This window comes from Mucilaginibacter sp. 3215 (assembly GCF_050433785.1).
Taxonomy (GTDB): domain Bacteria; phylum Bacteroidota; class Bacteroidia; order Sphingobacteriales; family Sphingobacteriaceae; genus Mucilaginibacter.
The window spans coordinates 324,407-337,493 of record NZ_JBNPWO010000002.1 but is presented as its reverse complement, the minus strand read 5'-3'; the positions used below and the strand labels follow the sequence as shown (position 1 = coordinate 337,493).

Here is a 13,087-nt window from a genome sequence, read left to right as displayed (position 1 = left end):
AAACGTTGCAACCTTACAACAAAAAGGCTTACATCAGGAAACCACCGCCAACCAGATCGTCTCCTTCATAAAATACAGCCGACTGGCCCGGCGCTATGCCTGACACATTATGATGAAAATCAACTTTCATATGTTCGCCCATTTGAAGAATGGTGCTTTGCGCACCTGCATCTTTGTAACGTATTTTGGTAATAGCTTCAAGAGGCTCGTTTATATTTTCATATTTAATGAGGTTGAGGTTTTTTACCCACGCTTGTTTGCGTTCAAGCTCATCGGCAGTACCTAAAACAACTGTATTGGTAGCAGGATCGATTTTCGTAACAAACATTGGATGCCCTAATGCCACACCTAAACCTTTACGCTGCCCGATGGTATAAAAGGGGTAGCCCTGATGTTTGCCTACCACAGTGCCGTTTGTAAGTACAAAATTACCGGGTCCGATTCGTTCGTCAAGGTCTTCAACTTTATGGCGCAGAAAGGAGCGGTAGTCGTTATCAGGTACAAAGCATATCTCATAGCTTTCACTTTTACCGGCAAGTTCTATCTGGCCCATATCAAGCGCCATCTGTCTGATCTCGGGCTTTGAGAAACTACCTAACGGGAATTTGGTACGTGCAAGGTTTTTTTGAGATACTCCCCATAACACGTACGATTGATCTTTATTGGTATCCTTACCTTTATATATCACATAACGGCCGTTATCCTGTAAACGGATATTGGCGTAGTGACCGGTAGCTATAAATTCGCAATCGAGTTTATCGGCACGTTTTAACAATGCTTCCCATTTAATATGGGTGTTGCATAAAACGCAGGGGTTAGGGGTACGGCCGGCCAGGTATTCATCAACAAAGTTGTCGATCACAAAATCGCCAAACTCATTGCGGATATCTAATATATAATGAGGAAAGCCGTAGCCAACTGCCAGGGCACGCGCATCATTGATACTGTCCAAACTGCAGCAGCCTGTTTCTTTTGAACTGCCGCCCGATGAGGCATAGTCCCAGGTTTTCATGGTTAAACCAATAACTTCATAGCCCTGTTCATGCAGCATCACTGCCGCCACCGAACTATCAACCCCGCCACTCATTGCCACTAATATCCTGCCATGCTTACTCATAATGCTGCAAAGATACCTATTTGATTTTTATGTTAACATATGCTTGGTCAGTAAAGGGTAAAATGTGTTTTATCGACAGGTTTTCACTGTTAACTAATAGTTAATTAATATTGTAAATCAGTTTATTGCATTGGCTATATTAAGTAGTTATGCCGATAATATAGTCTCTTCACCCGGGGGATATAACGGGTGAAATTCCAATTATCGAATTGCCGGCGCTGTTGTTTCGTTAATATGAGTTGAATGCTTAAATCCTGACAAGCTTAACATTATATTAATATATAATAATTAAACACAGAGGGAGTAAGAAAAAGTGACAGGCTTAGTGTAACAGGGAAATAAAAAGCCACGCAAAGTAGGATATTATAAAAACCAGTTAAACCCCGCATTTTTAGTGTCAAAACCGCGATAAATGTTACATTGAAAAGGGGTGTAACTGATACACCAGTTTCAACATTATGGCTTTTTTTTTGATAAAAGTTTAATTAATAAATGTAGCGCTGACTATTATAAAAACAAGCAACATTATTTATTAAAAATAATGTAAAAGTGATACTCACTATTGTAACATACCTCTTACATTATAAATTTGCTATATCCTAATTAATAAAAGAATGTTAACTCAATTGACTTTAGAACAAAAATTACAGGGCGTGATTTTAGTGATTATTTGCTTTATTGCTGCAGCCAACTACTTAATAAAGTAACGCTTACAATACGAATAACACGTTAAGGTGCTTACAACGAAGGTTGTAAGCACCTTTTTTTATTTTGAAGGTTTCTGCGGGATAATTATGGATTCCGCGTTTGTCCGTCGCCCTTAACTATCCATTTGTAACTGGTAAGTTCTTCCAGGCCCATAGGGCCGCGGGCATGAAGCTTTTGGGTACTGATGCCAATCTCGGCCCCAAGGCCAAATTGGGCACCGTCAGTAAACGCTGTCGAAACATTGGCATAAACAGCCGCAGCATCCACATCATTTAAAAATTTAGCAATGTTTTCTGCATTTTCAGAGATAATAGCTTCACTATGTTTTGAACTGTTTACAGCGATATATTCTAACGCTTCAGTAAATGAACTTACCGTTTTAATAGCCATTTTCATGGAAAGAAATTCTGTACCAAAGTGTTCCGGACTGGCTTTATGTAAAAGGCCGGCAGGATAGTCGTCTTTTAACGCTGTAAAAGACTGCTCATCGGCAAAGATCTCCACTTCTTTTTCCCTGAGGATCCGCGCCAGTCGCGGCAAGTCACTCAAGCGGGCGGAGTGGATGAGCAAACAATCTAAGGCGTTACAAACACTTACACGGCGGGTTTTAGCATTGGCAATGATTTCAGCCCCTTTCTCCAGATTGCCCGATTCGTCGAAGTAAGTATGTACGATGCCGGCACCCGTTTCAATAACCGGTACCTTACTATTGTCCCGCACAAAGTCAATCAATGATTGGCTCCCCCTTGGGATGAGCACATCGATATAACCAATTGCGCTCAATAAAGCGGCAGTGGCCTCACGTTCGGCAGGGAGCAGTGTAACCACATTAACATCGACGTTATGTTTTGCTAATACTTTGTGGATAACCGAGATAATAGCCCGGTTGGAGAAATCGGCATCACTGCCGCCTTTTAGTACACTGATATTGCCTGTTTTAAAGCAAAGCGCGAAAACATCGAAAGTAACATTGGGCCGGGCTTCATAAATAACGCCGACAACGCCAAGCGGTACGCGTATTTTTGATATCGATAAGCCATTAGGCATTTCGGTAGCCGAAAGTTGTTTTCCAAGTGGGCTATCCAATTTGGCAACGCTCTGCATATCGCCGGCAATACCTTTAATCCGGTCAGCTGTAAGTTTCAGGCGATCGTATTTTGGATCAGCCGGATCCATGCGGTCAAGGTCTCGTTGGTTTTCGGCCAGGATATATTCGGTTTGCGCGATAGCTTCGGCTGCCACGTCCTCCAAAATTTCATTGATAATGGCAGGAGCAAGGGGAGCTTTGCGGCTTGCTTCACGTGCTTTATCAAAATAGCTGTTATAGTTCATTGTATTTAGCCTTGTAAGTAAAGATAATCATAGTGTACCAGTGCTTTTTGGTTTTTTTGGCCAATGCGTTCACGGGCCTTATCTGCCCCATACTCGGCGATGCCTAAGCCAATAAGCTTATCGGTATCATCTATCAGTTTAATAATATCGCCTTTTTTAAAGTCGGTTATTACTCCCACTATGCCAACCGGCAATAAGCTGGTTGCTTTGTTTGAAATGAGTGCAGCTTTTGCACCTGCGTTAATGAGTACGCTCCCGGTTGCTGATTTTTCGGAGTGGGCAATCCACTTCTTTTTGCCTGATGCTGTTTTATTGGGAATGAAACGGGTATGCATAACCTGGTTTTCCAAAACATCGGTTAAGATCTGATTCCGTTTACCATTGGCTATGTGCACCGAAATGCCAAGCTGTGCCGTTTTTTGTGCCATAGTTGATTTGGTGATCATACCTCCGCGCCCAAATTGCGAACGGCCCGAGGATACAAAGGTTGAAAAATCAAGCTCATTACCGCTAACTTCGTCTATCACTGCCGAACCTGCTGCTTTTGGATCACCATTGTAAATACCATCAACGTTGGTGAGGATGATGAGCGCATTAGCATTAAGCATAGAAGCTATGAGGCCCGCCAATTCATCATTATCGGTAAACATTAGTTCGGTTACCGATACTACGTCGTTTTCGTTTACCACTGGGATCACCTCATATTGCAGCAAAGCCTCAAGGCAGTTTTTCATGTTGAGGTAATGCATCCTGTCCCTGAAATCCTCGCGCGTAACCAAAACCTGCGAACATAATATCTGAAACTGCTCAAACAGGTGCGAATAGGTATTGATCAGTTTTACCTGCCCAATAGAGGCCAGCACCTGGCGGGCAGCAACAGCATCTGATTTTTCTGCGACAGAGATCAAACTGCGGCCGGATGCTACAGCACCCGATGAAACCAGTATTACTTCAATGCCTTGCTTTTTAATCGCAGCTATCTGTTCAACCAAATGGGTTATTCGCGGCAGGTCGGGGAGCCCGTTTTCCTGGGTAATAACATTTGAGCCGATTTTGATAACGATGCGTTGATAATTAAAAGCCATTAGTATAGTACAGGTTGAGGCTTCAATATTACAAATTTGGAAGAAATTAGGCTTTGTTTATTTTGAAATATCCAGTAAAGTGATCGATTTTATAGTGAAATGATGCAAAAGTCATCAAAAATTTAAAAAAATAGAGTAGAAGACTTGACAGTCAGTATTAAATTTATATTTTTGTCGACTAATTCTATAGACAATGTATCATATTAATGCAATTGCCGTTCAGTCCATGTTAAAAATGCAGCTCCTAACTGCAGTGTGTTGTTGTTGAGCGTACCTTCATCAACGATAACACAACTACTAATCACAATTTTAATTACCACCACACCAATTACTTCATGAAAATTTTTACAAACTTAGTTAGAATAGTTGTGCTTTTCCTGGTACTATTACCGGGGATAAGTTATGCACAGCTTAATGGCTCATATATATTGAGCGGCAAGGTAAACGACGATCAGGGTAAGCCGCTGATAGGGGCAACCGTATCTATAAAAGGTACAACCAACAAAACATCAACGGATACCACAGGTAAGTTTTCGTTAACCACAAGCGCCAAGCTGCCTTACACCCTTGTTTTCACAGCAGTAGGTTATCAGCCTCAGGAATTTTATATAAAAAATGCTAACAGCGCAGTAAACATCACCCTCACAACACAATCATTGCTGGTTAATGAGGTGGTGGTAACGGCATCCCGTAAGGAGGAAAAGCTGCTCCGCTCGCCGGTGGCTATTGAAAAATTAAGTATCACGGCGTTAAAGCAATCGCCAGGCCCCAGTTTTTATGATGCTTTGGAGAACGTGAAAGGCGTACAGATGACAACCACCAGTATCACCCTTAAAGTGCCAAATACCCGTGGTTTCAACAGCCCGAACAACTTCAGGTTTATGCAGCTGGTTGATGGTGTTGATATGCAGTCGGCTACACTGGGTGTGCCGCTTGGAAACGCTATTGGCCCAACCGAATTGGATATTGCCAGTGTGGAAATTACTCCCGGCGCTGCTGCCGCTCTTTATGGTACCAATGCTATTAATGGTTTATCAAACCTGTTCACTAAAGATGCTTTTAAATACCAGGGCTTAAGCTTTTACCATCGCCAGGGTTTAAACCATGTTGGTAAAGACCGCTTAGGGGCAAGTTCGCTTACCGAAGATGCTTTAAGATATGCCAAAGCATTTAACGATAAATTTGCCGTTAAAGTGAACTTTAGTTATTTGCAGGGACAGGATTGGCAATCAGATACCCGTCTTGATCAAAATCCAACCAACCTTAAATCGGCCAACCCTGCTTATCCTGAATTAACAGGTACCAGCAACGCGGCTTATGACGGCTGGAACAAATACGGTGACGATGCCCTTGCAGGCAGTAACACAGTATCAATAAAAGGTATCACCGTTGATGGTAAAGCCCGCCCTAACCTTACCGTTGCCCGTACAGGCTACAATGAGGTTGACCTGGTTGATCCGCACGTGAAAAACTTAAAATTGGATGGAACTTTATCTTATAAATTATCACCAGGCACCATATTGTCTTATACCTATCGCTATGGCAGGCTTGATGGCGTGTTTCAGCGCGGCAACAAAATCTCGTTACAGGGAGCAACAGTTCAGAATCATAAAATTGAGTTAAAAGGAAAAGATTTCCTGGTGCGTGGTTATGAATCAATAGAAAACACCGGCAACTCGTTTAACGTGAAGCCACTGGCCGATAACCTCGACCTTAATCATGCCAGTAACTCGGCCTGGGCAACTTTATATGGTAATGCTTTAAAAGCTTATAATGGTGGCGTGCTTACATCTGCAAATCTTGCTGCGGCTGAGCAGGCTGCCCGTGCTGCTGCTGATAACGGCCGTGTTGAGCCGGGTACCCCTGAGTTTGATGCTTTGAGAAAAACTATTATTGGTATTAATAATTGGGATATCAAATCGAGCCTGATCCCTAACGCCCCGGTTACCGGTGGTGCGGCGTTGGTTCAAAAAAGCCATATGTATAATGGCGAGGCCCAATGGGATTTGAGCAGCAAGGTTAAATTTGTTGACCTGTTGGTTGGTGCCGATGTGCGTGTGTACAGCATCACACCGGATGGAAATAACTTCGTGGATTTTAGTCGCGCTATTGCCGACAGGAATACTCCATTGGCCGATGGCTCCTTTGGTAAAGATGTGATCTACAAAAAATATGGCGCCTTTACCCAGGTTACCAAAACCTTTTTTGACGAGAAACTGAAAGTATTCGGCTCAATCCGGTGGGACCGTAACCCGTACTTCGATCCTAAATTTACACCGCGTTTAGCTGCTGTTTACACTGTTAATCAAAATCATAATTTCAGGTTTACATTCCAGAACGGCTATCGTTTCCCTTCATTGTTTGAGGCTTTATCATACGTAAATAACGGTAGGGTAAAACGTGTAGGCAGTTTGCCGTTCATTAACGAAGGCTTAGGTTATCTTGGCAATAGCTATACTCAAACATCGGTGGTAGCATTTAATGCAGCCGTGAATGCTGCAGGCGGCTCAGATCAGGCAGCTTTAGCTAACCGGAACCTGTTAAAAGTAGCGGACCTGCCACCCGCCCGCCCGGAGCAGATCACTTCATTTGAAGTTGGTTATAAAGGCATAGTAGCCGATAATAAAGTGTTCATTGATATTGACGCCTATACCAATCGCTATGACGGCTTCCTTGGCCAAGTGCAGGTATTTGTACCAAATGGTGCTACTGTAGGCTCAGATGCAGCTGTATTATCAATGCTTGATATTAACCGCGATCCTACTATAGGTACTTCAAGTAATGCCGCCAGCCAGGGCCAAAGCAGGTACCGCGTTTATACCAATGCTAAGAACATCTATCACAATTATGGTTCATCTGCAGGTATCACTTACAATTTCTACCAACACTACACGGTATCGGGTAACGTAAGCTTTAATAAATTAAAAGCTCAAACAGCTTCAGATATATTTGTTACAGGCTTTAATACTCCTGAATGGTCGGGCAACGTATCGTTTGGCAACCGCGAAGTGGTTAAAAACTTTGGCTTTAATGTGGTTTACAAATGGCAGCAGTCATACCTGTGGGAGAGCCCGCTGGTTACCGGTACTGTGCCTTCAATTAAAACAGTTGATGCGCAGGTTACTTACCGCGTGCCTTCATATTATGCAACATTTAAGTTAGGCGCTACTGATATCTTTAACAAAAGGTATTACCAATATGCTGGTGGCCCAACCATCGGTGGTTTATACTATGTTTCGGTAACGCTTGACGGCTTATTAGCAGGTAATAACAACAAGTAAGAGCTTTTATTACGTTTTATATAGTTTGTAAGGGGACGGGGCGATAAGCTTAATCCCCTTTTTTTGACCGTTGATTTTAGGATTAAAGGATTACCTTGAGTTTTATGTAGAGTTCGGAACACCTTAATCAGACAATACATGGCCATCCCATCATCCTAAAAATCATGGTTCAGTAAAAAAGGCCAACTAATCTTCCGACCAATTGACCTACGTATAAAAAAAGCGTCTTTGACCTTAATTTGCCTGATTAGAGGATTTTCATGAATTGGTTGATTGCTTCAACTTTCATATTTTTCAAGGCAATCCTTTAATCCTAAAAATCAAGGTTTTGCTGTCTCATGCAAACCACATTCTTTTTTGGATTGATCTTCCCACCACCAGCGGCCGGCACGGAAGTCCTCGCCTTCGGCTACCGCACGGGTACATGGCATACAGCCTATACTTGGGAAGCCTTTATCGTGCAATGAGTTATAAGGAATATTGTATTGTTTGATATAGGCTTTTACCTCGTCCAGTGTCCAGTTGAAAATTGGGTGGAACTTTACCAGTTGGTTTTGCTCATCCCATTCCATGTCATGCATATCATGACGGTTAACCGATTGCTCGGCGCGGATGCCGGTGATCCAAATCTTATTGCCTTTTAAAGCGCGCTTAAGCGGTTCAATTTTACGGATGCCGCAACATTCCTTGCGGTTTTCAACCGACTCGTAAAAGCTGTTAGGGCCTTTTTTGCTTACCATCTCTTCCAATAGTTCATTATTCGGATAGTAGGCATGTATAGGTTTTTGATACCTATTCATGGTTGCGGCCCAAACCGAGTAAGTTTCGCGGAAGAGTCTGCCAGTTTCAAGCGTGAATACTTTAATTGGCAGATTATTGGCAAAGATCATATGACTGATCACTTGGTCTTCCCAACCAAAGCTGGTTGAAAATATAACTTCACCGGGGAAAAGCTCTGCCAGTTTAGTCAGGGCTTCAACCGGATTAAGTCCGGTAGTTGCACCTTGTATTTGTTGTAATGCGGTGCTCATTTTATATAACCTTAGTAACAAACATAATGATTGAACGAATGCTGATGAGGATTACGATTACCGATACCGCCACCATGATAGTTTTTGCTGAGATCTTGTTAGAGATCTTAGCTGCAATTGGTGAAGCAAGTGCACTGCCTAATATGAGCCCCGCTACAGCCTGCCAGTGATCGCTGCTTACCATAGCAATAAAGGTTATTGAACCCATCATCGCCACAAAAAAGCGTGAAAGTTTAACAGTGCCTAATGAAAAACGAGGGCTGCGGCCGCCGGCTATGAGGGTAGATAGCACGATTGAACCCCAGCCACCGCCGCCAACAGCGTCAATAAAGCCGCCGCCTAAGCCAAGCATTGAAATACGTTTTACTTTGTCGGCAGATTTTTTCTTTTGCGTGTTGAAGGCCTTCCTGAATATCACTATACCTAATATCAGTGTATAAACTGATACAACAGGTTTGGTATACATGCTATAATGCTCAAGTGATGATAACAGGTAAGCACCCGTTACAGCACCGATAATACCCGGTATAACCAGTAGTTTAAATAGCTTCCAGTTGATGTTACCCATTCGGTAATGCATCCAACCAGCTATACCACAACTCAATATCTCCGATAAATGAACTCCCATACTGGCCGAGGCAGGGGGGATACCCATGGAAAGTGAGAATGTAGTTGACGTAACACCGTACGACATGCCAATGGCGCCGTCAATCATCGCAAATACAAACCCGGCGCCTAAAAAGTAATAAAAAATAGGATCGATGCCGGTTACGAAGTTCTTAAAGTTGGGCTCTTTCAAATAAAGTGCCGTTATACCAATGGCCAACGATACAATAATGGTTGACCAGATAAGCCAGATGAAGTTTTTCCGGCTGGCGGCCTTGGACTCGACCAGTACAGATGTTACACTATTTAGTTTTTTTACCTTGTCGGCAAAGTCGCCTTCAAGGGTATTTCTTAGTTCGCTCATTTGCTGCAAAGTGATGTCAAGCTCGGCAGGAAGGCTTTCGTTTAATACTTCTTTTAATCGTTTTGCCACGGTAGGTGATTTTCCATTGGTAGATATGGCTAATTTCAGGTCACCCTTTTGCACTATTGATCCCAGGTAAAAATCACATAATGCAGGCTTATCGGCTACATTGATCAGTAGCTTTCGGTCGTGAGCTGCGTTGCGGACATAACTGTTGAGTTCACTGTCGTTAGTAGCAGCAATAACAATATCTGCATTGTTCAGGTCATCATCTGTAAATGATTTTTGTACAATACGGATACCGGAATATTGCGATGCAAGCGTATGTACCTCGGGCAAAAACTCGCGCGAAATAACGGTTACCCTCGCTCTGTTGCTGTTATTAAGTACAGCGGTAAGTTTTTCCAAACCAACATTACCGCCGCCTATAAGCACAGTATGCAAGTCATTCAGTTTTAAAAAAACAGGGAAAAGCTGATTGCCTTCCTGTTTCATATCCTGAATATTGGTTAAACTCCTATCCCCGGGCAACAACGTCATAAACTTCTTGTATCAGTTGGAATTTTGGATGAAGCGACACTACCTCGCCTAAAACAATAATTGCAGGCGATGATATCTTATTTTCTTCAACAGCATTAACAATAGTATCTATCGTAGCAACAGCGATTTTCTCATCATCTGTCGATCCGCTTTGAATAACGGCTACCGGTAGTTTGTTCTTGCCTTGTAATTTAAATATTTCAGTGATCTCGGCCAGTTTATGGATCCCCATTAATACAACCACGGTAGCATTTGAGCGTGAAGCATCAATAAGATCGTTAGAGATCTTGCCATTTGCAGTAGTGCCTGTAACTACCCAGAAACTTTCGCTTAAACCACGATGCGTAACAGGGATCTGCTGTAATTCGGGCACGGCTATCGAGCTTGAGATGCCAGGAATAACCGAAGCCTGTATCTTATGCGCTGCAGCAATAATGAGTTCCTCGTATCCGCGACCGAATACAAATGGATCACCGCCTTTTAACCTAACCACATGGCCATAGTTTTTGGCATAATCAACCATAAGATTGTTAATAGCTTCCTGAGAAAAGGTGTGATCGCCTGAACGTTTGCCAACGTAAACTTTTGTTGATGTTTCGGGAGCGTATTCAAGCAGTTCTTCATTAACCAACGCATCGTATAAAACAACATCGGCTGTTTTTAAAGCTTTGATGGCTTTCACGGTTATCAGGTCGGCATCGCCGGGACCGGCACCCACCAGGGTAATGCGCGGTACTTTTATATTTTTATTGTTATCAGTCATTACTGTACAAGCGCCTCTCTCTTATCCTTGCTTCTGCTTAAAAATTCTGTAGCCTGAGCTAAATATGCGGTAGCAAATTCTTGCGAAGGCTCATTTTGATTGAGCTGTAAAACAAGATCATTAAATGTTCCGTTCAATTCAAATTCGCCTTTTTCAACGTATTGGGCATCAAATTCTCTGATCACGCCAATTTGTGTACTGCTGTTAACGCCTTTATCAAGCAATAAAGCTTTTGCTGAGCTTACAAAAACATTGTAGGCGTGGTAAATAGCATCGGCCCAGCGGCCATCAGCATAAGCTTCGTTAGCCCAGCCTAATTTTTCTTCCGATTCAAACAGGAGGGTAGCTACCAGGTCGATGATCACACCGGCGCATTCACCTACGCCTATAGCGGTAACAAATGTTTCCTGGTGACCCCAGTCAATGTATTCGTCATCGGTAAGGGTGGTTAAGTCGGCAAGTGGTTTTAGCAAACGGTAAAAATAATCTTTACCCTGCCTGTCGTAATATTCATGGTAAGTTTCACCCTCGGGCGAAAACTCTTTATAGTCGTTCAATAACCACCTTAACACGTCGGTAGCACGTTTGGTAGGTACTTTGATCACCCTTTCGGCAGCGCGCCCAACACCATCGCCAACGGTACCGCCGCCTAACATCACCTGTACCGAAGGTAATACTTTAGCACCCGCTTTAAGCGAGCTGCCGTGAAAACCAATATGCGCCAAACCATGCTGACCACATGAGTTCATACAGCCGCTTATTTTGATTTTGATTTCGCGATTATAGATAAAATCTTCGTATTCGTTATAGATCAAGTCCTCAAGTACCCTCGCCATCGTCATGCTGTTGGAGATGCCAAGGTTGCAGGTATCTGTACCCGGGCAGGTGGTGACATCGGCAATACTGTCAAAGCCAGGCACTGCCAGTTCAAGCTTCGCTAAGCCTTCATATAAAGCAGGCAGGGCTGCTTGGTGAACGTATTTTAAAAGCAATCCCTGGTTTTGAGTAATACGGATCTCGTGACCAACCAATGGCTCCAGCGTTTTAACCAGCGCACGGGCAGTATCAGATGAGATATCGCCTACAGGCACTTTAATATACACGCCGTAAAAACCTTTTTGCTTTTGCTCAAAAACGTTGGTAGCCAGCCATTGCTCATAGCGCAATGGGTTGCTGATGGTTACCTGAGGGTAGCTATCAGTTGGCGGCAAGGCAGGTGCATCAATAGCATTACGGTTAATAGGGTATGATTTCACCTTATTGGCAGTACGCTCGATTTTGGTTAAACGTAATACTTCATCCAAACCTAATTTTTGGATGAGGTATTTCATACGGGCTTTGTTGCGGTTATTGCGTTCGCCGTAACGGTCAAAAACACGGATCACTGATTCGATATAAGGGATCAGCTGATCTTCCGGTAAAAACTCTTCAACAATACTGGCTAAAATTGGCTGTGCACCTAAACCGCCGCCAAGCATGATCTTAAACCCACGTTCGCCATTGGCATTTATTTTAGGGATAGCGCCGATATCATGAATGTATGAAAACGCTGTGTCCTCATCGCTTGACGAGAAAGAGATTTTGAATTTGCGGCCCATTTCCTGGCATATCGGGTTACGCAGAAAATAATCAAACGTAGCATATGCGTAAGGGGAAACGTCAAATGGTTCTTTTGGGTCGATACCTGCAGTAGGAGAGGCTGTAACATTACGCACGGTATTACCACATGCTTCGCGTAGGGTGATGTCATCTTGTGCAAGCTTAGCCCAAAGCTGGGGGGTACGGTCAAGACTTACATAGTGGATCTGGATGTCCTGGCGGGTGGTAAGATGGAGATTACTGCTGCCAAATTCATCAGAGATTTCGGCAATTTTTAATAACTGCTTAAAGCTAACCTTACCGAATGGCAGCTTAATCCGCACCATTTGCACGCCCGGCTGACGCTGCCCATACACACCACGAGCTAAACGTAAACTTCTGAATTTTTCATCATGAATTTTACCTTCACGAAAAGCATGGATCTTTTTTTCAAGATCGATAATATCCTTCTCAACAATGGGGTTCTCCAGTTCTGTTCTGAAGCTCTGCATATTTTATGTATTAATCTTTTATAAAAAAGCCCCTTTGGCTGTGGCTAAAGAGGCATATATGGTTAAAATTACGTTTACAGCCCCGCCTTGCCGTTGCACATATGGCAATAGACAAGTTGGTTATAGTAAGTAATATTAATGCTCTCACGATTCATTTCCCAAATATATAT

The 13,087-nt window shown here is 43.0% G+C and carries 8 protein-coding genes; 1 reads left to right on the top strand and 7 read right to left on the bottom strand.

All coding sequences use genetic code 11. The annotated features are described in order from the left end of the window. Positions 1-28: 28 nt before the first annotated feature. The 3 genes from mnmA to proB form a co-directional block, all read right to left on the bottom strand. Positions 29-1,117 carry a tRNA 2-thiouridine(34) synthase MnmA gene (gene mnmA / locus ABIC84_RS05210; protein WP_429262871.1) on the bottom strand — a complete coding sequence of 363 codons (1,089 nt, stop codon included), beginning with the start codon at positions 1,115-1,117 and terminating at the stop codon, positions 29-31. 792 nt (positions 1,118-1,909) lie between these two features. After that, positions 1,910-3,157: a glutamate-5-semialdehyde dehydrogenase gene (locus tag ABIC84_RS05205; protein WP_426588419.1), complete on the bottom strand. Its 1,248-nt coding sequence runs from the start codon at positions 3,155-3,157 to the stop codon at positions 1,910-1,912. A gap of 5 nt (positions 3,158-3,162) precedes the next feature. Then, positions 3,163-4,242 (bottom strand): glutamate 5-kinase, encoded by a 1,080-nt coding sequence (gene proB, locus ABIC84_RS05200; RefSeq protein WP_426588417.1) that lies wholly within the window; start codon positions 4,240-4,242, stop codon positions 3,163-3,165. Between the two features lie 335 nt (positions 4,243-4,577). Here proB and ABIC84_RS05195 point away from each other — a divergent pair, with 335 nt between their 5' ends. After that, a complete protein-coding gene (locus tag ABIC84_RS05195) occupies positions 4,578-7,523 on the top strand; it encodes a TonB-dependent receptor (RefSeq protein WP_426588415.1) in 2,946 nt (981 codons plus the stop codon). Positions 7,524-7,843: 320 nt separating this feature from the next. Here ABIC84_RS05195 and ABIC84_RS05190 read toward each other — a convergent pair whose 3' ends face one another. The 4 genes from ABIC84_RS05190 to ABIC84_RS05175 are packed head-to-tail and all read right to left on the bottom strand — an operon-like array spanning position 7,844 to position 12,917. Then, on the bottom strand, positions 7,844-8,554 hold the full coding sequence (locus ABIC84_RS05190) for a phosphoadenylyl-sulfate reductase (protein WP_426588413.1): 711 nt from the start codon (positions 8,552-8,554) through the stop codon (positions 7,844-7,846). Between the two features lies 1 nt (position 8,555). Further along, positions 8,556-10,064: a TSUP family transporter gene (locus ABIC84_RS05185; protein ID WP_429262870.1), complete on the bottom strand. Its 1,509-nt coding sequence runs from the start codon at positions 10,062-10,064 to the stop codon at positions 8,556-8,558. Then, on the bottom strand, positions 10,042-10,827 hold the full coding sequence (gene cobA / locus ABIC84_RS05180; protein WP_426588409.1) for a uroporphyrinogen-III C-methyltransferase: 786 nt from the start codon (positions 10,825-10,827) through the stop codon (positions 10,042-10,044). The genes ABIC84_RS05185 and cobA overlap by 23 nt, the downstream gene beginning before the upstream one ends. Next, positions 10,827-12,917, bottom strand: a complete 2,091-nt coding sequence (locus ABIC84_RS05175) for a nitrite reductase (protein ID WP_429262869.1) — start codon at positions 12,915-12,917, stop codon at positions 10,827-10,829. The genes cobA and ABIC84_RS05175 overlap by 1 nt, the downstream gene beginning before the upstream one ends. Between the last annotated feature and the right edge of the window lie 170 nt (positions 12,918-13,087).